This window comes from Streptomyces sp. NPDC087310, from assembly GCF_044744405.1.
Classification (GTDB): domain Bacteria; phylum Actinomycetota; class Actinomycetes; order Streptomycetales; family Streptomycetaceae; genus Streptomyces.
This window is the reverse complement of record NZ_JBIUYF010000006.1, coordinates 118531-142115: the sequence shown is the minus strand read 5'-3', so window position 1 is coordinate 142115 and position 23585 is coordinate 118531. Positions and strand designations below refer to the sequence as shown.

The window sequence follows — 23585 nt, the reverse complement described above, 5'->3', positions numbered from 1 at the left end:
GCCCCCACCCTATGCGGGGCCCGGTCGCCGCCCCGACCTTCCGGGGGGCGCCCCAGGGGCCGAGGGGTCAGGCGGTGATCCAGCCGTGCGCGCGGGCCAGTTCGACCACGCGCGCCCTGACCCGCTTGATCTGGTCGGCGGTCAGGGTGCCGTCCGCCTCCAGCAGCGCCTCGGTGAGCTCGCCGCGCAGACCGGCCGCGGTCGGTTCGCCGTCGCCCGCCGTCCCGTACGTCACCGGGCCCGACGCGAGGTCGCGCGCCGGGCGGCGCTGCGAGGGCTGGTGGATGAGCCGGATCTCCGACGCCTTCGGCCCCTTGTCCCCCATCTCCACGAAGAACTCGACCTCACGGCCCGCCTGGTAGAGGTACTTCTCGTCCAGCAGGTCGTTCGCGTGCATGAACACGTCGTCACCCCCCTCGTTCGGGATGATGAACCCGTACCCACGTGTCTCGTCGAACCGCTGGATCTTTCCCGTCCTCAGCACAACCCCACCTCCACGCGAACCAGGACCTCGTACACCGCGGCCAGGATGGCACGCCCCGTCCTGCGCGGTGAACCGGCACGGTGGCTCGTGGAATGACGTACGCGGCGAATCCGTTGCCCTGACATGGACGCAGAGAGAGCACAGACCGGAAACGCACAGGCCGGGCACGCCGACCCGGGGACGATCCGCGAGATCCTTCAGCGGGGTGGCGACACCTGGGCCGTCGTGGGCCTGTCCGCCAACACCTCCCGGGCCGCCTACGGCGTGGCCGCGGTGCTCCAGCGCTACGGCAAGCGCGTCGTACCGGTGCACCCCAAGGCCGAGACGGTGCACGGCGAGCGCGGGTACGCCTCGCTCGCCGACATCCCCTTCCCCGTGGACGTGGTGGATGTCTTCGTCAACAGCGAGCTGGCCGGAGCGGTCGCGGACGAGGCGGTCGCCGTCGGCGCGAAGGCCGTCTGGTTCCAGCTCGGGGTGATCGACGAGCAGGCGTACGAGCGGACGCGCGCGGCCGGGGTCGCGATGGTGATGGACCGCTGCCCCGCGATCGAGATCCCCCGGCTCGGCTGACCACCGGGGCCCGGCTGACCGGTCCGGGCTCCGCCCCGACCCGCGCGGACGGCTGGTCAGCGCACCGGCGGGACGGAGATCGACATGATCATTTCGACCGTTTCGGAACCGTCGTTGCGGTAGACGTGCGGGACGTCGGCCTCGAAGGTCGCCGACGCGCCCGCCGGTACGGAGTGCGGCTCGCCGTCGACGAGGAGCGTCAGCTCACCGGCGGTCACATGGAGCAGTTCGGTGGTGCCGGGCCGGTGCGGGTCGGAGGCGCTGGCGTCCCCGGGCATCAGCGTCCACGACCACAGCTCCAGCGGGCCGCGCGCCTCCGCGCCGATCAGGAGGGTGCTGCGGCTGCCCGCCGGGGTGGACCACAGCCGTACGGCCTGGCCCTCGGGGACGACCCTGACATGGGTGCCCTGTTCGTAGTCGAGCAGAGCGGTGATGGGGACCCCGAGCGCGTCGGCGATCTTGACGGTGGTGCCGACGCTCGGATTGGTACGGGCCTGCTCGATCTGGATGATCATCCCGCGGCTGACCCCCGCACGGGCCGCGAGGGCGTCGAGCGTGAAGCCCCGCTCGCCGCGCCAGCGCTTGAGATTGCGGGCGAGCGACTGGGTGAGCTGATCGAGGTCCGACACATTCCGTCCAATATGTTCATGGAGAGGTTCAGTACATTGCACTACTTTGTGGTGCACCCGGGCATGCATCGCACTGTACTGCGAGCCTCGTCCCTCCGGCCTCACCCGGCACCGGACCCTCAGATGTGACGTGGACAGTTGACCGAAAACCATCGCTCCGGGTGCTCGATGACGCCGGATGACGCCGCGCGGGAAAACGTATCCGCAGCCGGATCCGCCCCACGGATGTCACTCCGGCCTCTCCCAGGCGTCACTCCGGTGCAGAGTGGGCGCATATGACCCAGCTTGTAACGGTCGCCTCTCTCTACCATGTCGCCCCGACACAAGCAGCGACTTCGGGACGAAGTCGCTCGTTCTGTGGGCTCGGGGGGCCCTGAGTGCTTCCGTACCGCGTCCCGTGGTTAGCATGAGCGCCACATGTGGTGCGGAAGATCGCCGTCCCCATCGGTGTCAGATCCCGCCCGTGCGGCCGAAGCCCGCAGGTCGGCCGGTCTGTTCCCCCCGCACTCAAGTACCGAGGGACCGCGGAATGTCAGTGCCTGTCGCCCCCAGTCCGCACCGCATACCCACGACACGGTCGTTGTCGCTCGCCGTCCCGCTGACCCTGCTGGTCGTGGCCGGCGCCGCCGCAGGAGCCGTGGTCGCCGCGGCGCCCGGACCGGCCCGTGGCTGGGTGGCCGCCACCGTCGCCGTCACCTGGGTCTGTCTGGCCGCCACCGTCGTCACCGCCGCGCTGCTGCTGCGCAGAGCGCGGCGCGCCGCGGCGTCGGCGCAGAACGAGAGCAGGTCCGCGCAGACGCAACTCGCCCAGAGCGGCGCGGACGGCGCGCATCTGCTGAACGTCACGCTGCCCGCGGTCGTCAAGAAGCTCCGCGAGGGCGCGAGCGCCCAGGAGACCTTCGCGAGCACCCCGCCCCCGTCCGACCCGCAACTCCGCCGTGTCCTGGAGCTGTTCACGGGCGAGATCGCCGCGGCCGAGACCCGCGCGGGCCAGGCGCTCGCCGACAGCGAGACCGCAGTGGTCCGGCTGACCAAGGCCGCCGACGAACTGGACCTGCTCACCGGCAAGACACTCCCCGACGCACTCGCCGGACTGCGCGCCGGCGGCTCCGCCGACACCGTGCTCGCCACCCTCGTACCCCCCACCGACCCGCGGCTGCGCGTCCTGGTGGACGCCGTGGTCCGGGAGTTCGCCATCAGTGAGCGGCGCGCCGCGGCGGCGCAGGCGGCGAGCGCCAAGGCGCTGAGCCGGGTGCAGGCCAAGGCCGTGTCCATGCTGGCCGACCTGCGCGAGATGCAGGACCGGTACGGCGAGGAGGTCTTCGGCGACCTCCTCAGGCTCGACCACAACACCTCGCAACTCGGGCTGCTCACCGACCGGCTGGCCCTGCTGATGGGCGGGCGCGCGAGCCGCGCCTGGAACAAGCCGATCGGGATGGAGTCCATCCTGCGCGGCGCGGTCGGCCGTATCGCCGCCTACCAGCGCGTCAGGCTGCACTGCTCCAGCAAGGCCGCGATCGCCGGGTTCGCCGCCGAGCCCGTGATGCACCTGCTCGCCGAACTGATGGACAACGCGGCGAACTTCTCCCCGCCGATCGACGAGGTCCATGTCTATGTCGAGGAGCGCACCGCGGGCGTCGTGGTGACCATCGAGGACAGCGGCCTGAAGATGGCCGCCGCCGCGATGCGCCGCGCCGAGGAGTCCGTCTCGGGCCGGGTCACCGACCTCGCGATGCTCCAGGGCACCCGGCTCGGTCTGGCCGTGGTCGGCCGGCTGGCCGCCAAGTACCACATCAGCGTCAACTACCGGCCCTCGTCACGCGGCGGCACCGGCGTCGTCGTCCTCTTCCCGCCGCAGCTCATGGCCCAGCAGCGCGGCATGGCGCCCGAGCAGTCGCTGCGCCGCCCGGCACCGGAGGCGACCGTTCCGCCCGTCGTGGCCCCGCGGGTGACCACCGCCCCGCCGCCCCCGCCCGTCCCCACGTCCACGGCGTGGCCCGTGCTGCCCTCCCCGTCCGCCACGGGCGGCGGGCCCCGCGTCGCCACGCCCGGCGGCCTGCCCGTACGCCCGCCCGGCCGTACGATGGCCGCCGCCGACCGCGGCCGGCCGCACCCGGAGCCGGAGCCCACGGCCCGCCGGCCCGAACGCCGCGACGCGGGCGCCCAGTTCGGCGCCTTCCACCGCGCGCGCAACGCGGCCGAGGCCACCGGCGCCCCGGCCGACGCGCCTTCGGAAGGCGGGCAGCCCGACGGCGGGCAGTCCGACGGCGGGCAGTCCGACGGCGGGCGGTCACCGGCCGCTCCCGCGTCCCCGCCCCAGGACCCGGCCGGCCCGCCCGACGCTCCCGGCGCCTCCGCCACCCCCGGCACTCCGGCCGGATAGGACAGCGCCCACCCGTACGGCGCCCGGCGTATCGGCGCCCATCCCCCACCCCGGAACGCGAGAAGGAGGCACGGGCAGGTGACCGGACCACCGGCTCCATCCCGCCCCACGCACACCATGCAGACCACAGACAACAGCCTGACCTGGCTTCTTGAGAACCTGTTGGAGCGCACCCCCGGCACCCGGCACGCCCTCGTGCTCTCCCGTGACGGACTGAAGCTCTGCTGGAGCCGCCACCTCACCCTCGACCAGGCCGACCAGTTGTCCGCCATCTGTTCCGGCATCCAGGCGCTCGCCCAGGGCGCCTCGGTGGAGTTCGGGAGCGGCAGCGGCGGCGTACGCCACTCCATGACGGAGTTCCACGGCGGGCTGCTGTTCATCGTGGAGGCCGGCGACGGAGCGCATCTCGCGGTCGTGGCCGAGGACGGCGCCGACCCCGGTGTGGTGGGCCATCAGATGACCGAACTGGTCGAGCAGATCGGTGAGCATCTGCGGGCCGAACCCCGCACACCCGCCCAGGGCAGTCCCCGCTCATGACCAGGCGGCCCGTCGACACCGGGGATCCCGACCGGCTGTACACCGTCACGGGTGGCCGGAGCCGGGTCGACGACGACACGTTCGATCTCGTCACCCTGATCGTCAGCGAGTGCGCTCCGACCGCCGGGATGCAGTCGGAGCACGTCAGGATCCTGGAGTTGTGCGGCCACCCCACGGCGGTCGTCGAGATCGCCGCCGAGCTGCGGCTGCCCGTGACGGTGGTACGGATCCTCCTCGGCGATCTCCTCGCGACGGGCCGTATCACCGCCCGGCACCCGCGCGCGGCGCGCTCCGCCGATCTGCCCGACTCCGCTCTTCTGAAGGAGGTACTCCTTGGACTCCGCAACCTCTGAGCTGCCGGCGCGTACCCCGCTGAGCGACGCCGCCGAGACCGGTCTGAAGATCGTCGTCGTGGGCGGCTTCGGGGTCGGCAAGACCACCCTGGTCCGGTCGGTCAGCGAGATCCGGCCGCTCAACACCGAAGAGATCATGACGCAGGCCGGGGTCGGCGTCGACGAGACCGCCGGGCTGGCCACGAAGACGACCACGACCGTCGCCTTCGACTTCGGCCGCATCAGCCTCAACGAGCGCATGGTGCTCTACCTGTTCGGAGCGCCCGGCCAGGAGCGGTTCTGGTTCCTGTGGGACCGCCTCTTCTCCGGCACGCTCGGCGCGGTCGTCCTGGTCGACACCCGGCGGATGAGCGATTCCTGGTACGCCATCGACCGGCTCGAACACCACCGGACGCCGTTCGTGGTGGCCGTCAACCGGTTCGACGACGACGTCTCGGCGTTCTCGCTCGACGAGATCCGCCAGGCCCTCTCGCTGCCGGAGCACGTACCGCTGATCGACTGCGACGCTCGGGTACGGTCGTCCGGCAAGAACGTCCTGATCACCCTCGTGGACCACCTCTACGAACTGGCCATGGCCCGGGAGCTGACACCATGAACCACCCCGCAGCACCTGTTGAAGGACAGGCGCCGCCGCCCGGCTGCCCCGCGCACGCCGGCGGCGCCGTACGGCTGAGCGGCCTCGAATACCAGCAGACGCCGTCCCAGCTCTACCGCGCCCTGCGCAGGGAGCACGGCGCGGTCGCGCCCATCCTGCTCGACGGGGACATCCCCGCCTGGCTGGTGCTCGGCTACTCCGAGGTCTCCTACGTCACCGGCCACGACGAGCTGTTCGCCCGGGACTCGCGGCGCTGGAACCAGTGGCCGAACATCCCGGCCGACTGGCCGCTGATGCCGTTCGTCGGCTACCAGCCCTCGCTGCTGTTCACCGAGGGCGCGGAGCACCAGCGGCGCGCCGGGGTGATCACGGAGGCGCTGGAGGCCGTCGACCAGTTCGAACTCGCCCACAGCTGCCGGGAGATCGCGGAGAGTCTCATCGACCGGTTCGCGGGCAGCGGCGAGGCCGAGCTGATGGCCGCGTTCGCGCACGCGCTGCCGATGCGCGCCGTGGTCCAGCTCTGCGGGATGCCCCTCGGCGGCGAGGACACCGAGGATCTCGTACGGGACCTGCGGATCTCGCTGGACGCCCCCGAGGACGACGACCCGGTCGCCGCGTATCTGCGGGTGCAGGCGCGCATAGAGCAGCTCGTCAAGGAGAAGCGGAGCACCCCGGGCACCGATGTCACCTCGCGGATGCTGGCGCATCCCGCCGGGCTGACGGACGAGGAGGTCGTCCAGGACCTCATCACCCTGATCGCCGCCGCCCAGCAGCCGACGGCCAACTGGATCTGCAACTCCCTGCGGCTGCTGCTGACCGACGACCGGTTCGCGCTGAACGTCTCGGGCGGGCGGCTCAGTGTCGGGCAGGCCCTCAACGAGGTGCTGTGGCTGGACACCCCGACCCAGAACTTCGTCGGCCGGTGGGCGGTGCGCGACACCCAGCTCGCCGGGCGGCACATCAAGGCGGGCGACTGTCTGGTCCTCGGCTTCGCCGCGGCCAACACCGACCCGCAGATCTGGCCCGAGGGCCATGTCGGGGCGGAGAACTCGGCGCACCTGTCGTTCAGCAACGGTGAGCACCGCTGTCTCTACCCGGGTCCGCTCCTCGCGGACGTCATCGCCCGTACGGCGGTGGAGACGCTGCTGGAGCGGCTGCCGGACGTGGTGCTGGCGGTGGAGCCGCACGAGCTGATGTGGCGGCCGTCGATCTGGATGCGCGGGCTGACCGCGCTGCCGGTGCGCTTCACGCCCGCGGCGCAGTAGCCGGGCGTACGCGGCTGCACGCAGACCTACGCAGCCGTACGCCGACCTGCGCTGACCTGCGCTGACCTGCGCTGACATACGTACCGTCCGCCGGGCCCGGGGATCTCCGGGCCCGGCGGTTTCCGTCACCCTCCGACCGGTGTGAACTCCACCGGCAGGGACTGCGGTCCCCGGGTGAACACCCCCTGCTCGACCGGGTCGAAGCCGTCCGCCAGCCGGATGTCCGGCATCGCGTCCAGCAGGTGGTTGATCCCGGTCTCGACCTCGGCTCTGGCCAGCAGCGCCCCGACGCAGAAGTGGCGGCCGAGGGCGAAGGCGAGATGGTCGGCCGCCGCGGAGAACGCCGTCGTGGTGGTCAGATCGTCACGGAAGATGTCGAAGGAGTCCGGCTCCCGGTAGTGCGAGGCGTCGCGGTTGGCCGCCCCGATCAGGCAGGTGACCGTCGCGCCGGCCGGCACGGTCCCGCCGCTCAGCTCCACGTCCGTGGCCGTCTGCCGCATGATCATGTGCACCGGCGGGGTGAACCGGAGCGTCTCCGCGAAGGCCCGGTCGATCAGCGTACGGTCCCGCTGTACGGCGGCGAGCTGCTCGGGGTGGAGCAGGAGGTTGGCGAAGATGCTGGCGATCGCCTTGTCGGTGGTCTCGCCGCCGGCGGCGAGCAGCAGGCTGCAGAACGCCTTGATGTCCTCGTCGCTCATCCGTACGCCGTCGACCTCGGCGGCGCAGAGGGTGGAGAGCAGGTCGTCCCCGAGGTGGTCGCGGCGCTCCCGGATGATCGGCAGCATGTACTCGGCGAACTCGATCCGGGTCCGCTCGCCGGCCGCCGTCACCTCGGGGTCGCCGGAGAGGTTGCCGAGGAAGGCGATGACCGCGGTGTACCAGCCGTGGAAGCGGCCGTGGTCGGCCTTGTCGAGGCCCAGCATGTCGGCTATGACGTTGACGGGGAAGCGGGTGGCGTACGCCTCCACCAGGTCGACGGAGCCGGTGTGCCGGAACGCGTCGATCAGTTCCCGGGAGTTGCGCTCGATGACGGGCTGGAACTTGTCCCGCAGATCACTGCCGCGGAAGGCCGGGGCGACCAACGCGCGGCGTACGGCGTGCTCCCGCCCGCTGAGCTGCAGGATCGTCTTGCCGTGCACGGGCTCGATCTGCCAGTCGTAGTTGTCGGTGGTGAACACCGACTCCTTGTCCTTGAAGGCCCGTTCGACGTCGTCGTACCGGGAGATGATGTAGCTCTTCGTGGCCTCGTGCCAGATGAGCGGTGCACTCTCCCGCATCGCCGCGTAGGCCGGGTAGGGGTTCTCCGCGAACTCCGGTGACAGTATGTCCGGGATCTGCTGTGCGGTGGCCATGGCGCTCCCTCGGTCGGTGCCGGTCCGATCGGTAACGGACGGCACCGCCAAGGGTATTGATCATCGGCCAACAGAAACAGGCCACCTCCTGGCCTGTCCGGGGTAGGTCAGTCCGTGACGGGTACGGTGTCCGGCTCGGCCGACTCCACGGCCCTGGCCTGCCGCGCCTGTTCGCCGGCCTTCTTGGCGCGGTTCTTCAGGACGAGCATGGAGGTGATCCCGATGAGCACGGCGAGCAGCAGTCCCAGCCAGGAGAAGCGCTTGAGCCACGCCTCGGCGACGACGCCCACCGAGTAGACGACGGCGGTCGTGCCGCCCGCCCAGACGATGCCGCCCAGCACGTTGGCGATCAGGAACTTCCAGTACGGCATGCGCAGGACGCCCGCGAGCGGTCCGGCGAAGATCCGGAGCAGGGCGACGAAGCGGCCGAAGAAGACGGCCCACATGCCCCACTTCTCGAACGACCGCTCCGCCATCGCGATCTGGTCGGCGCCGAAGTGCTTGGGGAACTTGGCGCCGAGCCAGCCGAGCAGGGGCCTGCCGCCCTTGCGTCCGATGGCGTAGCCGATCGAGTCGCCGATGATCGCGCCGGCCGTGGCGCAGGCGCCGAGGATGTACGGGTTGATGTCACCGTGCTGGGAGGCGAGCAGCGCGGAGCTGACGAGGACGATCTCGCCGGGCAGCGGGATACCGAGGCTCTCCAGTCCGATGACCACCCCGACCAGGATGTAAATACTCACCGCGGGGACGGTCTCGAGCCACTCCTGGACGTGCAACGGCGGTTCCTCCTGTGCATCCCTGGTTCGGTGGGCCGACGGGCCCGGCGCGCGCCGCGCGGGCGCACGCCGGGCAGCCTACCCGGTGAGCGGGCGGGGTCAGGAATCCGCGAACAGCTCAAGATCGGAGCGGTCTCAGGAGTGGCAGCGGGCTCAGGATCAGGGGCGGGCTCAGGAGTGGGGGCGGAGGATCCAGACCACGGTCATCTCCCCGGTGACCGCCCCGTCCTCCCGGGTGAGGGTGACGGCCACGGGGAATTCGGGGCGCCCGCCGGCGTCCAGTTCCGCGACGACGTCCGCGGCCGGGCGGCCGAGGACGGCGGCGGCGGTGACCGGGCCCATCGCGAGCTTCTTGTAGCTGATCTCCGCCTTGACAGCGAGGGGAACGACCCGGTCGAGGAGGTGGCCGAAGGCGGCGATCACGATCGCGCCGCTGGCGGACTCGGCGAGGGTGAACATCGCTCCGGCGTGCGGTCCGCCGACGTGGTTGTGGTAGTCGGGCTGGTCGGGGAGGCGGACGACGGCCCGCTCCGGGGTGATCTCCAGGTAGTCGAGGCCGAGGGTCCTGGCCATGGGAACGGTCGCGGCGAGCATCTCGCCGACGGACATCTGATCAGCGCTCATGGACGATTATGTTACCCACGGGTAGGAGACTTCACCATCCCCTGACGGGGCGGACGTCACAGCCCCATGGGCTCCCCTCTATCGTTACTGGCCATGTGGCCAGGACAGCAGCCGCCCGGGGGCGAGCAGAACCCGCAGGACCAGAATCCCAATCCGTACCAGCAGCCGGGGTACCAGCAGCCGAACCCGTACCAGCAGCCGGGGTATCAACAGCAGCCCGGTTACGGCTATCCGCAGCAGCCGGAGACCCAGCAGCCCGGATACCAGCAGCCCAACCCGTACCAGCAGCCGACGGTGCCGCTGCAGTACCCCGCACCGGGGCAGCCCGGCGGGGCCGGGCCCTCGGGCGACGACAAGAAGAGGACGACGGTCGTGGCGGTCGTCGCGGCGGCCGTGGTCGTGCTCACCGCCGCGGGTACGGCGTTCTTCGTCCTGGGCAAGGACGACGGTTCGAGCGACAAGGCGGCCGACTCGAAGGCGTCCGCCTCCGCGTCGGAGTCCGGCGCGGAGGAGCCGGACACGGGCGCGTCCCAGGAGAACCCGCGCAACGGCGCCGCGGCCAAGCCGCAGATCGACGGCTGGAAGGTCGTGACCAACCCCAAGTACGGGACGCAGTTCGACGTTCCCGCCGACTGGGAGGTCTCGAAGACGGGCGTCATATCCGGTTTCGAGGATGTCGAGAAGGGTGACGGATCGCCCGCGATCTCCTTCTCCGCTCCGGCCTTCCTCAAGTCCGAGTGGTGCTCGCAGGACACCGACAAGGACGGCAAGCTGGAGTACAGCAGCCTCGCCGGCACCGGCACGAAGGGCGCCCAGGGCGCCTCGGACACGGCGACGGCCTCGGAGAACGAGGCGGGGAGCTGGGTGTGGGCCGCGTACGGCCAGCACGAGCCGAAGGCCACGCTGAGGAAGAAGATCAAGGTCGGCAAGCCCGAGGAGTTCACCACCACGGCAGGGCTCAAGGGGCACTTCACGACGGCCGAGTCCACGGGTCTCGACAAGAAGAACAAGTGCGACACCGACGGCAAGTCGATCGCCTTCACCTTCACCACCGCCAAGGGCGACTACTCGACGTGGGTGCTGTACGCCAACAAGGGTGTGGCGGACGAGGTGCCCGAGGCGACGATGAAGAAGATCATGGGCACGGTCCGGCTCTCGGGGACGACCCCGGAGTCCTGACCGGCCACGGCGAACGCCGTTGACCACCGCGAGAGCCGCCGCTGGCCAGCGGCGGCTCTCGCGGTGCCGGGACCGGGCGTCGACTCGACCCGGCTCCTGGGGAACGGTCTACGCGCGCCGGCGGGCCATGAGGTACGCCTGCGGGACCTTCTCGTCGCCGCTGGGCTCGCGCACCAGACGGGCCTCCACCGTGAAGCCGGCCTTCTCCAGCGCGTCGGTGACCCGGTCGGGCGAGAGCCGGTGGAAGTCGAGGGAGACGGTGTGGCCGAACGCCTCGGTGAAGCTCAGCGGTTCGTCGCCGACCTGGAAGCCGACCAGGAGGTGGCCGTCCGGGGCCACCACCCGGTGGAACTCCGCGAACACCCCGGGATGCAGCTCCGGCGGGACATGGATGACGGAGTACCAGGCGACGAGGCCGGCGAGGGAGCCGTCCGGGAGGTCCAGCGCGGTCATCGATCCCTCCTCGAAGCGCAGCTCCGGGTGGTTGCGCCGGGCCAGCGCCACCATCGCAGGGGACAGATCGACACCGGAGACGCGCACGCCGAGGGAGTCCAGGTACCCGGTCACCCGGCCCGCCCCGCTCCCCACTTCGACGACGGGGCCGCCCCCGGCGGCCTGTACCGACTCGGCGAAGGCGGTGAGCATGGCGCGGCCCAGTGGCCCGTCCGCCAGCATGGTGGGGAAACGCTCGGCGTAGTCGGCGGAGATCTTGTCGTAGCCGTCGCGGGTGTCGCGCAGATAGGTGGGTTCGGTCATGGCGAGGACAGTAGCGGCAGCCCACATCTCAGTCGACGGAGAACGCGCCGTCCGGAGGCTGGGGCGAGGGGACCGCTCCGCTGTCCCGTACGGGTGCCGCGTTCCCGGTGAACCGCCGTAGCGAAGCGCCGTGTTCGACGCGGGCGGGGAAGGCGTCCGAGGCGGTACGACGGGCCAGGGACGCCGTGTCGAGCGGGCGGTGCGAGGCGACCAGGACGGCGTTGCCGAAGCGGCGCCCGCGCAGTACGGACGGTTCCGCGATCAGCGCCAGCTCCTCGAAGGCCGTGGCGAAAGTGGCCAGTTGTGAGCGGAGAAAGGCGAACGGGGCGCCGTCCGCGAGATTGGCGGCGTAGATCCCGTCGGTACGCAGCACCCGGGCGGCCTCCCGCGCGTACTCGACGGAGGTGAGGTGCGCGGGGATGCGCGAGCCGCCGAAGACATCGGCGATCAGGATGTCCACGGAGCGGTCGGGCGCCGTTTCGAGGAAGCGGCGGGCGTCCGCCGTGTGGGCGGTGATCCCCGCGCCGGCGGGTATCGGCAGCTCCTGCTCGACCAGTGCCAGCAGCGCCGCGTCGGCCTCCACCACGGACTGCGCGGAGCCTGGCCGGGTCGCGGCGACGTAGCGGGGCAGGGTGAAGGCGCCGCCGCCGAGGTGGAGCACGGTGAGCGGCGCGGGGATCGCCGCCCCCGGGGCGGACGCTGCGCAGTCGACGACATGGGCGAGGCGCCGTACGTACTCGAACTCCAGATGCGCCGGCTCGTCCAGGTCCACGTACGACTGGGGCGCGCCGTCGACCGTCAGCAGCCAGGCCCGCTCCCGGTCCACGTCGGGCAGGAGCTTGGCGATGCCGCTGTCGACGGCGCGGATGACGGGGATCGGCTCGTTCACCGTTCCATTGTGCGCCGCCCCCGGGACCCGGTCTCCCGGGCCCCGGGGGCGGCGTCGTCACAGCAGCGAGGTGACCGTACCGGCGCCGACCGTACGGCCGCCCTCCCGGATCGCGAAGCCGAGTCCCGGCTCCAGCGGGATGTCGCGGCCCAGCTCCACGGTCACGGTGACCGTGTCCCCGGGGCGCGCCACGCCCGTCGCGCCCAGGTCGATGTCGCCGACGACGTCCGCCGTACGGATGTAGAACTGCGGCCGGTAGCCGCTGCTCACCGGTGTGGTCCTGCCGCCCTCCTTGGTGGACAGGACGTACACCCGCGCGGTGAAGCGCCTGCTCGGTACGACGCTGTCCGGCGCCGTGACGACATGGCCCCGGCGGACCGCGTCGCGCGGCACCCCGCGCAGCAGCAGCGCGACGTTGTCGCCGGCCTCGGCGGACTCCATCGGCTTGCCGAAGGTCTCCAGGCCGGTGACGGTGGTGGCCTGCGGTCCCGTGTCGCCGCCGAGCACCTCCACCCGGTCCCCGACGCGCACCGTGCCGCGCTCGACGGCGCCGGTGACGACCGTGCCGCGTCCGGTGATGGTGAGGACGTTCTCCACCGGGAGAAGGAACGGCGCGTCGGTGTATCTGACCGGCATCGGCACATACGTGTCGACGGCGTCGAGCAGCGCCTCCACGGCGGCGGTCCACCGTGGCTGCCCCGCCAGCGCGCCCAGCGCGGAGACCCGTACGACGGGCACCGCGTCGCCGCCGTAGCCGTGCTCGGTGAGCAGTTCGCGGACCTCCAGCTCGACCAGGTCGGTCAGTTCGTCGTCGCCCAGGTCCGCCTTGGTGAGGGCGACGACGATGTGGTTTACGCCGACCTGGCGGGCGAGCAGGACGTGCTCGGCGGTCTGCGGCATGATCCCTTCGAGCGCGGACACGACGAGGATCGCCCCGTCGAGCTGGGCCGCGCCGGTGACCATGTTCTTGATGTAGTCGGCGTGGCCGGGCATGTCGACATGCGCGTAGTGCCGGGTGTCGGTCTCGTACTCGACGTGCGCGATGTTGATGGTGATCCCCCGGGCGGCCTCCTCCGGGGCCCGGTCGATCCGGTCGAAGGGCACGAAGGTGCCGGTCCCCCGGTCGCTGAGGACTTTGGTGATGGCGGCGGTCAAGGTGGTCTTGCCGTGGTCGACGTGGCCCATGGTGCCGATGTTGACGTGCGGCTTGGTGCGCACGTATGCCGTCTTGGGCATTGGTTCCTGCCTGAACTCGAAGCGTGAGCGGGACCCCTGGGCCTTGCCGACCCTCCCCCTGTGGGGTCCGCCGGACGTTCCGGGAAGGGTCAGCTTCGGGCGCCGCCGAGGGGCGCCGCGACGGCTGCTGCTGCGAGCGGCGCCGCTGTCAGGTGTGCGGCAGCCTTCGGCGCGTCCGCGACTGCGGACGGCGCTGCGAGGAAGGCGTACCGGAACATGGGGCTGATCCTGTCCCATGCCGGGCGCCGCGTCGAATGGTTTTCCCCGGCCCGGCGGTTGGCGGATCCGGCGGCCGGAGCGGCCTCGTGGCGGGCGGGTCCGGTACGACGTGCGCCACACTTTACGTCGCTCCTCCCTCGGGTCGGTTAGTCTCCCCGGATGCTCGACACCGTCCCCCGGTCTTCCCCGGACCAAGGCCCTGTTGTCGCTGACCACCGCTCCGGAGCGCTGCTCTCGCCCTGGTTCCGGTTCGCCGTGCTGGTCGTCGTGCTGGGCACGGCGGCCACCCTGGTGGTGCTGTACGAGCCGCAGCGGCTGCTCGCCGACGGCTGGCCGGCCCAGCTCGGCGGGGGCCCGGCCGTGGCGCTGTTCGCCGTGGCGTACGGGCTGTGCGCCACGGCGTTCGTCCCGCGCCCGCTGCTCAATCTCGCCGCGGGCGCGCTCTTCGGCTCGGTGTTCGGGCTGGCGGCGGCGCTCGGGGGGACGGTGCTGGCCGCCGGGGCGTCCTTCGCGCTCGGCCGCTGTCTCGGACAGCAGGCGCTGCGGCCCCTGTTGCGGGGCCGCTGGCTGAAGGCGGCGGACGGGCAGCTCAGCGGCCACGGTTTCCGGTCGATGCTGGCGATCCGGCTCTTCCCCGGGGTGCCGTTCGCCGCGGCGAACTACTGCGCGGCGGTGTCCCGGATGCGGGCGGCGCCGTTCCTGCTGGCGACGGCGATCGGTTCGGTCCCGAACACCGCGGCGTATGTGGTCGCGGGCAGCCGGGCGACCTCCCCGACGTCACCGGCGTTCTTGGTGGCGACGGGGTTCATCGTGGTCACGGCGGTGGGCGCGGGTGTCCTCGCCTGGCGTGAGCGGCACCGTCTCGCGGGAAGCCGCCCGTAGCCGCGGCTCAGGGCGCGAGGTGCGCCGTTCCCCCGGCCAGTCCGAGGTCGCCGCCGGGCGGCGGGGCCGCGAACCGTGCCACGTCCGCCTCCGTGACCTGCGCCAGCTCCTTGGGGGACCACCGCGGATCGCGGTCCTTGTCGACGACCCTGGCGCGGATCCCCTCCACCAGATCGGGGTGGGTGAGCGCTGCGCACGAGGCGCGGTAGGCCCGGTCGAGCACCTCCTCCAGGGTGCTGGGCGGGCCGTCACGGCGCATCGCGGCGAGCGTCGCCTTCAGGGCCGTCGGTGAGCGGGAGAGCAGCGTCTGCGCGGTGTCCTTGGCCGCGGGCAGCCCGCTGTCCAGCAGCCGGTCGACGATCTCCGGCACCGAGCCGGCCCCGTAACAGGCGTCGATCCACGCGCGGTCCGCGGCGAGCCGGCCCTCGGGGGGCGTGGCCGCGTACCGCAGCACCGTCTCCCGTACGTCCGCCGTGTCCCGCACCCCGGGCGCGGCCAGCGCCTCGCCGAGCGCGGTCAGCCGCTCGGAGGGTACGAAGTGGTCGGCGAGCCCGCACAGCAGGGCGTCCGCCGCGCCCGCCGTGTTCCCGGTGAGGGCGAGGTGGGTGCCGAGTTGGCCGGGCGCGCGGGCCAGCAGATAGGTGCCGCCGACGTCGGGGACGAGGCCGATGGCGGTCTCGGGCATGGCGACGGCGGACCGCTCGGTGACGATCCGCACCCCCGCGTGTCCGGAGAGGCCGACGCCGCCGCCCATCACGATGCCGTCCATCAGCGCGACGAAGGGCTTGGGGAAGTGGGCGATACGGGAGTTGAGCCGGTACTCGTCGCGCCAGAAGGCGGCCGAGGCGCCTCCGCCGGTACGGGCGTCCTCGTGGATGGCGCGGATGTCGCCGCCGGCGCAGAGCCCGCGCTCCCCGGCGCCGGAGAGGATCACAGCCGTGACGCCCGGATCGTGCTCCCAGCGGTCCAGGGCGGCGGCGATCGTCACCACCATGGGGTGGGTGAGGGCGTTGAGGGCGCGCGGGCGGTTCAGCGTGATGCGGGCCGTGCCGCCCGTCCGGCCGAGCAGCACGGGTTCGTCGTCGTGGACCATACCGCCCAGTATCGGGTACGGCGCGGGCGTCCCGGCGGGCCGGTGGGCGGGGTCACGGCAGGGCCAGCGCCGCGATGATCCGTTCGGCGGCGAGCGTCGCGGTGAGCGTGCCCTCCCGTACCTCCCGCTCCAGGGCGGGCGCCACCTCCCGTACCCCCGGGTGCTCACGCAGCCGGTCCAGCAGATGGTCGCGGACCATCGTCCAGGCCCAGTCGACCTGCTGGTCGCTGCGCTTGCGCGCGAGGCGGCCGTCGGCGTCGAGGACCTGGCGGTGCTGTTCGAGCCGTTCCCACACCGTGTCGAGCCCGGTCCCCTCGCGGGCGCTGCAACTGAGCACCGGGGGCGTCCAGGCCGCGTCCACCGGGTGCATCAGCCGCAGCGCACCGGCGAGTTCGCGGGCGGCGGAGCGGGCGTCGCGTTCGTGCGGGCCGTCGGCCTTGTTGACGGTGATGACGTCGGCCAGTTCCAGGACGCCCTTCTTGATGCCCTGGAGCTGGTCGCCGGTGCGCGCGAGGGTGAGCAGCAGGAACGAGTCGACCATGTTGGCGACGGTGGTCTCCGACTGTCCCACGCCCACGGTCTCGACGAGCACGACGTCGTACCCCGCCGCCTCCATCACGATGATCGTCTCGCGGGTCGCCTTGGCGACGCCGCCCAGGGTGCCCGCCGTGGGCGAGGGGCGGACGAACGCGGCCGGGTCCACGGCCAGCCGCTCCATCCGGGTCTTGTCGCCCAGGATGGAGCCGCCGGTCCGGCTGGAGGACGGGTCGACGGCCAGGACGGCGACCCGGTGGCCCAGGCCGGTGAGCAGGGTGCCGAGCGCGTCGATGAAGGTCGACTTGCCGACCCCGGGCACGCCGCTGATCCCGATGCGGCGGGCCCGCCCCGAGTGCGGCAGCAGTTCGGTCAGCAGCCGCTGTGCGAGCGCCCGGTGGTCGGTCCTGGTGGACTCCACCAGGGTGACGGCGCGGGCGATGTACGAACGGGAGCCGTCCAGGACGCCCTTGGCGTAGCTGTCGATGTCGATCCGGGGTGCCACGCGCTCACCGCTCGTGGCCGAGCGAGGCGGCCAGCGAGACCAGCAGGTCGTGCGCCGCGTCGGGGATCACCGTGCCCGGCGGGAACACCGCGGCGGCGCCCGCCCGGCGCAGTTCCTCGATGTCCTGGGGCGGGATCACCCCGCCGACGACGATCATGATGTCCTCCCGGCCCTCGGCGGCGAGTTCCTCACGGAGCGCCGGTACGAGGGTGAGGTGCCCGGCGGCCAGCGAGGAGACGCCGACGATGTGCGCGTCGGCCTCGACCGCCTGCCGGGCCACCTCGCCCGGCGTCTGGAACAGCGGGCCGACGTCGACGTCGAAGCCCAGGTCGGCGAAGGCGGTCGCGATCACCTTCTGGCCGCGGTCGTGGCCGTCCTGGCCCATCTTGGCCACCAGGATGCGGGGGCGGCGCCCCTCGGCCTCCTCGAAGTCCTCGACCGCGGCGCGGGTGCGCTCGACTGCCGGGGAGCTGCCTGCCTCGTTGCGGTACACACCGGCGATGGTACGGATCTGGCCCGAGTGGCGCCCGTACACCTTCTCCAGGGCGTCGGAGATCTCGCCGACGGTCGCCTTGGCGCGGGCGGCGTCCACGGCGAGGGCGAGCAGGTTGCCGTCGAGCCCGGGGCGCGAGCCGGCCTGCGCCGCGGCGGTGAGCGCGCGCAGCGCGTCCTGGCAGGCGGGCTCGGAGCGCTCGGCGCGCAGCCGGCGCAGCTTCTCGATCTGCTGGGTGCGTACGGAGGAGTTGTCGACCTTGAGGACGTCGATCTTCTCGTCGGTCTCGACGCGGTACTTGTTGACGCCGATGACGGGCTGGCGCCCGGAGTCGATCCGCGCCTGGGTGCGGGCGGCGGCCTCCTCCACCCGGAGTTTGGGGATGCCCGCGTCGATGGCCTGCGCCATGCCGCCGGCCGCCTCGACCTCCTCGATGTGCTGCCAGGCGCGGCGCGCGAGGTCGTAGGTGAGCTTCTCCACGTACGCGCTGCCGCCCCACGGGTCGGTGACCCGGCAGGTGCCGGACTCCTGCTGGATGAGGAGCTGGGTGTTGCGGGCGATCCGGGCGGAGAAGTCGGTGGGCAGGGCCAGCGCCTCGTCCAGCGCGTTGGTGTGCAGCGACTGGGTGTGGCCCTGGGTCGCGGCCATCGCCTCGACGCAGGTGCGGGTGACGTTGTTGAAGACGTCCTGCGCGGTGAGCGACCAGCCGGAGGTCTGTGAATGGGTGCGCAGGGAGAGCGACTTGGCGTTCTGCGGGTCGAACTTCTTGACCAGCTTGGCCCAGAGGAGCCGGGCCGCCCGCAACTTGGCGATCTCCATGAAGAAGTTCATGCCGATGGCCCAGAAGAAGGAGAGCCGGGGCGCGAACGCATCCACGTCGAGCCCGGCCCCGAGTCCGGCGCGCAGGTACTCGACACCGTCGGCGAGGGTGTAGGCCAGCTCCAGGTCGGCCGTCGCGCCGGCTTCCTGGATGTGGTAGCCGGAGATGGAGATGGAGTTGTAGCGCGGCATCTTCTGCGAGGTGTACGCGAAGATGTCGGAGATGATCCGCATCGAGGGTTTCGGCGGATAGATGTAGGTGTTGCGGACCATGAACTCCTTGAGGATGTCGTTCTGGATGGTCCCGGCCAGCTTCTCGGGCGGTACGCCCTGTTCCTCGGCGGCGACGATGTAGAGGGCGAGTACGGGCAGTACGGCGCCGTTCATCGTCATCGAGACGCTCATCCTGTCGAGCGGGATGCCGTCGAAGAGCTGGCGCATGTCGTAGATCGAGTCGATGGCGACCCCGGCCATGCCGACGTCGCCGGTGACCCGGGGGTGGTCGCTGTCGTAGCCGCGGTGGGTCGGCAGGTCGAAGGCGACCGAGAGGCCCTTCTGTCCGGCGGCGAGGTTGCGCCGGTAGAAGGCGTTGGACTCCTCGGCGGTGGAAAACCCGGCGTACTGCCGGATGGTCCAGGGCTGGTTGACGTACATCGTCGGGTACGGGCCGCGCAGGTACGGCGCGATCCCGGGGTACGTGCCGAGGAAGTCGAGCCCGGTCAGGTCCTCGGCCGTGTAGAGCGGTTTGACGGCGATGCCCTCCGGGGTGTCCCAGCGGAGGTCGTCGTCGCCCTTCCCGGTCTGTTCCTTGACGGCCGTGCGCCACTGGTCGACGGTGGTCCCGGCGCCGTCACCGGGGCCCAGCTCGATCTCGGTGAAGTCGGGGATCCCCATCACGCCACTCCCATACGGTCGAGGACCGAGGTGAGAACGGCGATCGCGTCGCCGCCCGCGACGACGAAGTCGTCGACCCCGGCCCGTACATAGGTCTCACGCTGTTCGCCGGGGCGGCCGGCGAGGAACACCTGGTGCGCGCCCGCCGACTTGAGCGCCTGGGCGACGGGTGCGGCGCCCTCGGCGTAGAGCGCGTCGCTGGAGCAGATGCAGGCGACGCCCGCCCCGCTGCGGGTGAAGGCGTCGGCGGCGGTCGCCGCGTCGACCGTCACGGGGTCGTGGACGGGTTCGATGCCGCCGGCCTGGAAGAGGCTGGTGGCGAAGGTGGCCCGCGCGGTGTGCGCGGCGGCGGGTCCGAGCGCGGCGAGGAAGACCCGGGGCCGGGCGCCGGTGGAGGCGAGGTGCGCGTCGGAACGGGCGCGCAGCTCCTCGTACGCCTCGTCGCGGTGGACGACGGGCAGTCCGCCGGTGGGCGGCGCGGGCGGCGCCTCGCGCTCCACCGGGGCCTGGGCGAGCTGCGGGAACTCGCTGACACCGGTGATGGGTTCGCGCCGCTCGGCGAGCTTCGTGGAGCGCTCGGCCCAGGTGGCGGCGAGCCGTTCGCCGACGAGTCCGGAGCGCAGGGCGGCGCGCTGGCCGCCGGCGCGTTCGATCTCCTGGAACCAGGCCCAGGCGGCGTGGGCGAGTTCGTCGGTGAGCCGCTCGACGTACCAGGAGCCGCCCGCCGGGTCGATGACCCGGCCGAGGTGGGACTCCTCCAGGAGGATCGTCGAGGTGTTGCGGGCGATCCTGCGGGCGAAGGCGTCGGGGAGCCCGAGGGCGTGGTCGAAGGGCAGTACGGTCACGGCGTCGGCGCCGCCCACCCCGGCGGCCAGCGCGGCGACCGTGGTGCGCAGCATGTTCACCCAGGGGTCGCGGCGGGTCATCATCACCGCCGAGGTGACGGCGTGCTGACGCTGCGCCGAGGCGGCGGGGCCCGCGCCGCTGACCTCGGCGACGCGGGCCCACAGCCGCCGGGCGGCGCGGAGTTTGGCGATGGTGAGGAACTGGTCGGCGGTGGCCGCGTAACGGAATTCGAGCTGGCCGCAGGCGGCGTCCACGGAGAGCCCGCTGGCGGTGAGGTCGCGCAGCCAGCCGACGCCGGTGGCGAGCGAACAGCCCAGTTCCTGCGCGTCGGAGGCGCCGGCCTCGTGGTAGGGCAGGGCGTCCACGGCGATGGCGCGCAGGCCGGGGCGTTCGCGGTCGCAGAGCGCGGCGAGTTCGGCGGCCTCGGCCGTACGGTCCGTCACTTCCCGTCCGGTGCGGGCGAATCGGCCGACCGGGTCGGCGCCGAGGGTGCCGCGCGCGGCCTCGCGGTCCACTCCGCGCTCGTCGTAGATCCTCAGCAACTCGCGTGCGGCGGGAGCGAATTCGTCGCCCGCGTCGAGCGCGACGGGCGCCAGGTCGAGATAGACGCCGTCCAGCGCGGCGGCCAGCGCGGGGACGGGCACGCCGTCCGCGCCGACGGTGAGCCACAGGGAGGTGACGCCGTTCTCCAGGTCGGAGAGGACCGCCTCGTTGGTCAGGGTGGGGTCGGAACGCGTGTGCCGCTGGCGTACGTCCCAGCCGGAGACGGCACCGCCCTGCGGTCTGCCGCCCCGGGTGAACGGCGCGAAGCCGGGGAAACCGCCGAGGCCGGGGGCGCCGCCGGTACCGTCCGAGGCACCGCCGGGGGCGTCTTCCGCCGTGTAGAGCGGACGGGTGAACAGCCCGTCCTGGAGCGGGGTGGAGAGCGCCTCCTCGGCCGCTGCCCCCGCGACGTCACGGCCCGACTTGCGCAGCACACCTGACACCAGGTTCTGCCACTGCTCGCGGGTCGCATCGGGGAACTCGGCTGCCAGGGAGAGCCCGTCGTCATTGAGGACCGTCATGGCGTGATCGTAGGACAGCGCTCTCATCGCGCAGCAGAGCGCACGACTGTGAGGTTGCCCTCCCCCTGTTTTCGCCGGTGCGGGGGTTTCCCGAGGGCCGATACGCGGTAACAGGGGCCCCGCGCATGCGGCGCGCGGTGCGGAGGGTGCGGCGCGTACGGCGCGCGAGGGCGGCGCATGCCGTACGGCGGACCCCGTGGCGTCAGATCCCTGCCGCCGTCCGTTCACCCGCAGGCGCTACGCTGCCCACGCCCGGGACGACGAGATCGCCATAGTTTGTGCCTGAACGGGGTCATTTGACGTGCCATGAATCCACCTCGGCGGGCCCCCTCCTTCCTCCGTACGAGCGACTCCGCGTCCGGCCCGTCCCCTTCCTCACCCGCCCGTTCCTTTGATCGCCCCTTCCCTGCCGCTCACCGCCGCTCATCGCGCCGCCACTGCGCCGGCCGGTGCCTGATCATCTTTTGGATGGCGTCGTACTCCCATGTCTTGGTTCGAATCTTTCATCCTGGGGCTCGTCCAGGGGCTGACCGAGTTCCTGCCCATCTCGTCCAGCGCGCATCTGCGGCTGACCGCCGTGTTCGCAGGCTGGCACGACCCGGGTGCGGCGTTCACCGCGATCACCCAGATCGGTACGGAGGCGGCCGTGCTGATCTATTTCCGGAAGGACATCGCCCGCATCGTCTCGTCGTGGTTCCGCTCGCTGACGAACAAGGAGATGCGCGGCGACCACGACGCCCAGATGGGGTGGCTGGTCATCGTCGGCTCCATCCCGATCGGGGTCCTCGGGGTCACGCTGAAGGACCAGATCAACGGCCCGTTCCGGGACCTGCGGCTGATCGCCGTCACGCTGATCGTGATGGGCATCGTCCTCGGCGTCGCCGACCGGCTGGCGGCCCGCGACGAGACGGGCGGCAAGCACCGCGCGATCAAGGAGCGCAAGTCCCTCAAGGACCTGAGCGTCAAGGACGGTCTGATCTTCGGCTTCTGCCAGGCCATGGCCCTGGTGCCGGGCGTCTCCCGCTCGGGCGCCACCATCAGCGGCGGCCTGCTGATGGGCTACACCCGTGAGGCGGCGGCCCGTTACTCCTTCCTGCTCGCGATCCCGGCGGTGCTGGCCTCGGGCGCGTACGAGCTGAAGGACGCGGGCGAGGGTCATGTCTCCTGGGGTCCGACCATTTTCGCCACATTCATCGCTTTCGCGGTGGGATACGCCGTCATCGCATGGTTCATGAAGTTCATCACCACCAAGAGCTTCATGCCCTTCGTGATCTACCGGGTCCTGCTCGGCATCGCCCTCTTCGTCCTGGTCGGCACGGACACGGTCAGCCCGCACGCCGGCGAGTCGGCGGGCTGACCGCGTACGGACTCCAGGGGCCCCGACTCCAGGGGCCCCGAAGGGATTCAGGTGATCGGCGGATCAGGGGAACAGCACGATCCCGACAGCGATCACCAGCACGACGACGACCACGATGGCGATGATGCTCCAGGTACCGGTGTGCACCAGGGGTGCCTTCGGGCCTCCGCCACGCGGCCGGTCCTCCGGCAGCTTCGGGTGGGGCGGCCTGTCACTCGCGTAGAACTCCGCTTCGGTCTTCATACGCACCTCCTCACAGAGGTCACTCCCCACGGGTCTTATACCCGCAAAGACGTCGAATGCACATAAAATGAAATACCGATGTGTAAGGGGTTGCCTACCACGAGTGTGAGCAAGGACGCTCCCGGATCGGCACCAGGAGCCCCTTCACTGCGCCTACGCTTGGGCCATGTCCTCTTCTTCCGCATCCGCTGTCCCGGCCTCCGGCGCCGTCGCGGCCAATGAGCGGATCCGCGCCCTCGTCGACGCGGCCGATGGAACATGGCCCTCGGAGGCGTACGAAGTCCTCCTGCTGGAGTGGGCCGCGGCCCTCCACGACGAGGTCGACCAGGCCGCCTAGTTCCCGCGGCCGACCGCCGGCCGCCGTCGCACCGCACAGCCCCTGGACCATCCGGGGGCTGTTCCTTTTGCCACCGGTGTGCGCGCCTCTTGGCCCGGGGCGTTCCCTGCCGGAGACTGAGCCGATGACACAGCGTGTGGACCTCGCGACCGTGATGGACCGGCTCGCCATCGATGAGGTGATCACCGGTTACGCGGTCGCCGTGGACGAGGCGGACTGGCCGGGGTTCCGGGCCCTGTTCACCCCGGACGGCCGCGCCGACTACACGGCGGCGGGCGGTATCGAAGGACCGGCCGCCGAGGTCGCCGACTGGCTGGCCGGCATACTGCGGCCGTACACCGTACGTCAGCACCTGATCGTCAACCGGCGGCTGCGCCTCCAGGATCTGGGCGGCTACACCGGCGACCGCGCCGAGGTACGCGCCGACTATCTGAGCCCGCTGCGCCACGCCTCCGGTGCGGACCTGCTGCGCGGCGGCACCCTCGCGTTCGGGCTGCTCCGTGACGACGCGCGGTGGCGGCTGCGTACGGTCGCGGTGCACGAGAAGTGGCGGCGCGGCGCTGATCCCGCCGCGACCTGATCCAGCCGCTCGCCGATCCGCTTCACCGCCGTCCGGCGGGGGAAGGGTCTGCTGGACGGAAGGGTCCGCTGGACGGACTCGGCGAGGAGGC

General features: G+C 71.7%; 24 protein-coding genes. 11 read left to right on the top strand and 13 right to left on the bottom strand.

The annotated features are described in order from the left end of the window. Window positions 1–67 precede the first annotated feature (67 nt). On the bottom strand, window positions 68–484 hold the full coding sequence (locus ACIO3P_RS23545; RefSeq protein WP_401852008.1) for a cold-shock protein: 417 nt from the start codon (window positions 482–484) through the stop codon (window positions 68–70). A 123-nt stretch (window positions 485–607) separates the two neighbouring features. On the opposite strand from ACIO3P_RS23545, the gene ACIO3P_RS23540 reads away from it, so the two are divergent. Further along, the gene (locus ACIO3P_RS23540; protein WP_329823154.1) at window positions 608–1054 is read left to right on the top strand and encodes a CoA-binding protein; all 447 of its coding nucleotides are present in this window, start codon (window positions 608–610) and stop codon (window positions 1052–1054) included. 56 nt (window positions 1055–1110) lie between these two features. Here ACIO3P_RS23540 and ACIO3P_RS23535 read toward each other — a convergent pair whose 3' ends face one another. Next, window positions 1111–1683 (bottom strand): XRE family transcriptional regulator, encoded by a 573-nt coding sequence (locus tag ACIO3P_RS23535; RefSeq protein WP_329823155.1) that lies wholly within the window; start codon window positions 1681–1683, stop codon window positions 1111–1113. A gap of 529 nt (window positions 1684–2212) precedes the next feature. Here ACIO3P_RS23535 and ACIO3P_RS23530 point away from each other — a divergent pair. From ACIO3P_RS23530 to ACIO3P_RS23510, 5 genes are all read left to right on the top strand, one after another. After that, window positions 2213–4066 (top strand): ATP-binding protein, encoded by a 1854-nt coding sequence (locus ACIO3P_RS23530; RefSeq protein ID WP_401852005.1) that lies wholly within the window; start codon window positions 2213–2215, stop codon window positions 4064–4066. A gap of 117 nt (window positions 4067–4183) precedes the next feature. Further along, complete coding sequence (locus ACIO3P_RS23525) at window positions 4184–4603, top strand: roadblock/LC7 domain-containing protein (RefSeq protein ID WP_329823157.1); 420 nt, start codon at window positions 4184–4186, stop codon at window positions 4601–4603. Continuing rightward, entirely contained in the window at window positions 4600–4956 is a 357-nt protein-coding gene (locus tag ACIO3P_RS23520; protein WP_329823158.1) for a DUF742 domain-containing protein, read from the top strand. Before ACIO3P_RS23525 ends, ACIO3P_RS23520 begins: the two co-directional genes overlap by 4 nt. After that, on the top strand, window positions 4937–5551 hold the full coding sequence (locus tag ACIO3P_RS23515; RefSeq protein ID WP_329823159.1) for an ATP/GTP-binding protein: 615 nt from the start codon (window positions 4937–4939) through the stop codon (window positions 5549–5551). Before ACIO3P_RS23520 ends, ACIO3P_RS23515 begins: the two co-directional genes overlap by 20 nt. Further along, window positions 5548–6816 carry a cytochrome P450 gene (locus ACIO3P_RS23510; RefSeq protein WP_401852002.1) on the top strand — a complete coding sequence of 423 codons (1269 nt, stop codon included), beginning with the start codon at window positions 5548–5550 and terminating at the stop codon, window positions 6814–6816. Before ACIO3P_RS23515 ends, ACIO3P_RS23510 begins: the two co-directional genes overlap by 4 nt. 125 nt (window positions 6817–6941) lie before the next feature. Here the strand turns inward: ACIO3P_RS23510 and ACIO3P_RS23505 are convergent, their stop codons facing one another. From ACIO3P_RS23505 to ACIO3P_RS23495, 3 genes are all read right to left on the bottom strand, one after another. Beyond that, a complete protein-coding gene (locus ACIO3P_RS23505; protein WP_401789881.1) occupies window positions 6942–8168 on the bottom strand; it encodes a cytochrome P450 in 1227 nt (408 codons plus the stop codon). A 107-nt stretch (window positions 8169–8275) separates the two neighbouring features. Continuing rightward, window positions 8276–8944 carry a DedA family protein gene (locus ACIO3P_RS23500; RefSeq protein ID WP_329823162.1) on the bottom strand — a complete coding sequence of 223 codons (669 nt, stop codon included), beginning with the start codon at window positions 8942–8944 and terminating at the stop codon, window positions 8276–8278. 171 nt (window positions 8945–9115) lie between these two features. Then, the gene (locus tag ACIO3P_RS23495) at window positions 9116–9568 is read right to left on the bottom strand and encodes a DUF4442 domain-containing protein (RefSeq protein ID WP_329823163.1); all 453 of its coding nucleotides are present in this window, start codon (window positions 9566–9568) and stop codon (window positions 9116–9118) included. A 93-nt stretch (window positions 9569–9661) separates the two neighbouring features. Between ACIO3P_RS23495 and ACIO3P_RS23490 the strand changes: the two genes are divergently transcribed. After that, entirely contained in the window at window positions 9662–10747 is a 1086-nt protein-coding gene (locus tag ACIO3P_RS23490; RefSeq protein ID WP_329823164.1) for a hypothetical protein, read from the top strand. Window positions 10748–10855: 108 nt separating this feature from the next. Here the strand turns inward: ACIO3P_RS23490 and ACIO3P_RS23485 are convergent, their stop codons facing one another. The 3 genes from ACIO3P_RS23485 to tuf are packed head-to-tail and all read right to left on the bottom strand — an operon-like array spanning window position 10856 to window position 13628. Next, window positions 10856–11503 (bottom strand): class I SAM-dependent methyltransferase, encoded by a 648-nt coding sequence (locus ACIO3P_RS23485; RefSeq protein WP_329823165.1) that lies wholly within the window; start codon window positions 11501–11503, stop codon window positions 10856–10858. 28 nt (window positions 11504–11531) lie between these two features. After that, window positions 11532–12392: a spermidine synthase gene (locus ACIO3P_RS23480; RefSeq protein WP_401851997.1), complete on the bottom strand. Its 861-nt coding sequence runs from the start codon at window positions 12390–12392 to the stop codon at window positions 11532–11534. A gap of 57 nt (window positions 12393–12449) precedes the next feature. Continuing rightward, window positions 12450–13628, bottom strand: coding sequence for an elongation factor Tu (tuf, locus tag ACIO3P_RS23475; RefSeq protein WP_401789875.1), 1179 nt, complete (start codon window positions 13626–13628; stop codon window positions 12450–12452). Between the two features lie 378 nt (window positions 13629–14006). On the opposite strand from tuf, the gene ACIO3P_RS23470 reads away from it, so the two are divergent. After that, window positions 14007–14729: a TVP38/TMEM64 family protein gene (locus ACIO3P_RS23470; RefSeq protein ID WP_401851995.1), complete on the top strand. Its 723-nt coding sequence runs from the start codon at window positions 14007–14009 to the stop codon at window positions 14727–14729. A 7-nt stretch (window positions 14730–14736) separates the two neighbouring features. Here the strand turns inward: ACIO3P_RS23470 and ACIO3P_RS23465 are convergent, their stop codons facing one another. Genes ACIO3P_RS23465 through ACIO3P_RS23450 form a run of 4 tightly spaced genes read right to left on the bottom strand, consistent with a single transcriptional unit; the run spans window position 14737 to window position 20977 of the window. Further along, window positions 14737–15822 carry an enoyl-CoA hydratase/isomerase family protein gene (locus tag ACIO3P_RS23465; RefSeq protein WP_401789873.1) on the bottom strand — a complete coding sequence of 362 codons (1086 nt, stop codon included), beginning with the start codon at window positions 15820–15822 and terminating at the stop codon, window positions 14737–14739. A 52-nt stretch (window positions 15823–15874) separates the two neighbouring features. Continuing rightward, window positions 15875–16861: a methylmalonyl Co-A mutase-associated GTPase MeaB gene (meaB, locus tag ACIO3P_RS23460; RefSeq protein WP_329823170.1), complete on the bottom strand. Its 987-nt coding sequence runs from the start codon at window positions 16859–16861 to the stop codon at window positions 15875–15877. 4 nt (window positions 16862–16865) lie between these two features. Further along, window positions 16866–19067 carry a methylmalonyl-CoA mutase gene (gene scpA, locus ACIO3P_RS23455; protein ID WP_401789870.1) on the bottom strand — a complete coding sequence of 734 codons (2202 nt, stop codon included), beginning with the start codon at window positions 19065–19067 and terminating at the stop codon, window positions 16866–16868. Continuing rightward, window positions 19067–20977 carry a methylmalonyl-CoA mutase family protein gene (locus ACIO3P_RS23450; RefSeq protein WP_401851991.1) on the bottom strand — a complete coding sequence of 637 codons (1911 nt, stop codon included), beginning with the start codon at window positions 20975–20977 and terminating at the stop codon, window positions 19067–19069. Before ACIO3P_RS23450 ends, scpA begins: the two co-directional genes overlap by 1 nt. A 484-nt stretch (window positions 20978–21461) precedes the next feature. Here ACIO3P_RS23450 and ACIO3P_RS23445 point away from each other — a divergent pair, with 484 nt between their 5' ends. Further along, complete coding sequence (locus ACIO3P_RS23445) at window positions 21462–22334, top strand: undecaprenyl-diphosphate phosphatase (protein ID WP_401851989.1); 873 nt, start codon at window positions 21462–21464, stop codon at window positions 22332–22334. A gap of 63 nt (window positions 22335–22397) precedes the next feature. On the opposite strand, the gene ACIO3P_RS23440 is transcribed toward ACIO3P_RS23445, so the two are convergent. Continuing rightward, window positions 22398–22577, bottom strand: a complete 180-nt coding sequence (locus ACIO3P_RS23440) for a hypothetical protein (RefSeq protein ID WP_329823174.1) — start codon at window positions 22575–22577, stop codon at window positions 22398–22400. A 166-nt stretch (window positions 22578–22743) separates the two neighbouring features. Here ACIO3P_RS23440 and ACIO3P_RS23435 point away from each other — a divergent pair, with 166 nt between their 5' ends. Together ACIO3P_RS23435 and ACIO3P_RS23430 are read left to right on the top strand one after the other, a co-directional pair. Continuing rightward, on the top strand, window positions 22744–22914 hold the full coding sequence (locus tag ACIO3P_RS23435) for a hypothetical protein (protein ID WP_329823175.1): 171 nt from the start codon (window positions 22744–22746) through the stop codon (window positions 22912–22914). A 124-nt stretch (window positions 22915–23038) separates the two neighbouring features. After that, window positions 23039–23494, top strand: a complete 456-nt coding sequence (locus ACIO3P_RS23430) for a nuclear transport factor 2 family protein (RefSeq protein WP_329823176.1) — start codon at window positions 23039–23041, stop codon at window positions 23492–23494. Window positions 23495–23585 lie beyond the last annotated feature (91 nt).

Excerpts from the sequence above, each read along its gene's own strand:
- ACIO3P_RS23525 (WP_329823157.1), top strand. The coding sequence starts at position 4,184 with ATGCAGACCACAGACAACAGCCTGACCTGGCTTCTTGAGAACCTGTTG.
- ACIO3P_RS23530 (WP_401852005.1), top strand. The coding sequence starts at position 2,213 with ATGTCAGTGCCTGTCGCCCCCAGTCCGCACCGCATACCCACGACACGG.
- ACIO3P_RS23435 (WP_329823175.1), top strand. The coding sequence starts at position 22,744 with ATGTCCTCTTCTTCCGCATCCGCTGTCCCGGCCTCCGGCGCCGTCGCG.
- ACIO3P_RS23540 (WP_329823154.1), top strand. The coding sequence starts at position 608 with ATGGACGCAGAGAGAGCACAGACCGGAAACGCACAGGCCGGGCACGCC.
- ACIO3P_RS23505 (WP_401789881.1), bottom strand. The coding sequence starts at position 8,168 with ATGGCCACCGCACAGCAGATCCCGGACATACTGTCACCGGAGTTCGCG.
- ACIO3P_RS23445 (WP_401851989.1), top strand. The coding sequence starts at position 21,462 with ATGTCTTGGTTCGAATCTTTCATCCTGGGGCTCGTCCAGGGGCTGACC.
- ACIO3P_RS23485 (WP_329823165.1), bottom strand. The coding sequence starts at position 11,503 with ATGACCGAACCCACCTATCTGCGCGACACCCGCGACGGCTACGACAAG.
- ACIO3P_RS23510 (WP_401852002.1), top strand. The coding sequence starts at position 5,548 with ATGAACCACCCCGCAGCACCTGTTGAAGGACAGGCGCCGCCGCCCGGC.
- ACIO3P_RS23490 (WP_329823164.1), top strand. The coding sequence starts at position 9,662 with ATGTGGCCAGGACAGCAGCCGCCCGGGGGCGAGCAGAACCCGCAGGAC.
- ACIO3P_RS23465 (WP_401789873.1), bottom strand. The coding sequence starts at position 15,822 with ATGGTCCACGACGACGAACCCGTGCTGCTCGGCCGGACGGGCGGCACG.
- ACIO3P_RS23520 (WP_329823158.1), top strand. The coding sequence starts at position 4,600 with ATGACCAGGCGGCCCGTCGACACCGGGGATCCCGACCGGCTGTACACC.
- scpA (WP_401789870.1), bottom strand. The coding sequence starts at position 19,067 with ATGGGGATCCCCGACTTCACCGAGATCGAGCTGGGCCCCGGTGACGGC.
- ACIO3P_RS23430 (WP_329823176.1), top strand. The coding sequence starts at position 23,039 with ATGACACAGCGTGTGGACCTCGCGACCGTGATGGACCGGCTCGCCATC.
- ACIO3P_RS23495 (WP_329823163.1), bottom strand. The coding sequence starts at position 9,568 with ATGAGCGCTGATCAGATGTCCGTCGGCGAGATGCTCGCCGCGACCGTT.
- tuf (WP_401789875.1), bottom strand. The coding sequence starts at position 13,628 with ATGCCCAAGACGGCATACGTGCGCACCAAGCCGCACGTCAACATCGGC.
- ACIO3P_RS23470 (WP_401851995.1), top strand. The coding sequence starts at position 14,007 with ATGCTCGACACCGTCCCCCGGTCTTCCCCGGACCAAGGCCCTGTTGTC.
- ACIO3P_RS23440 (WP_329823174.1), bottom strand. The coding sequence starts at position 22,577 with ATGAAGACCGAAGCGGAGTTCTACGCGAGTGACAGGCCGCCCCACCCG.
- ACIO3P_RS23450 (WP_401851991.1), bottom strand. The coding sequence starts at position 20,977 with ATGACGGTCCTCAATGACGACGGGCTCTCCCTGGCAGCCGAGTTCCCC.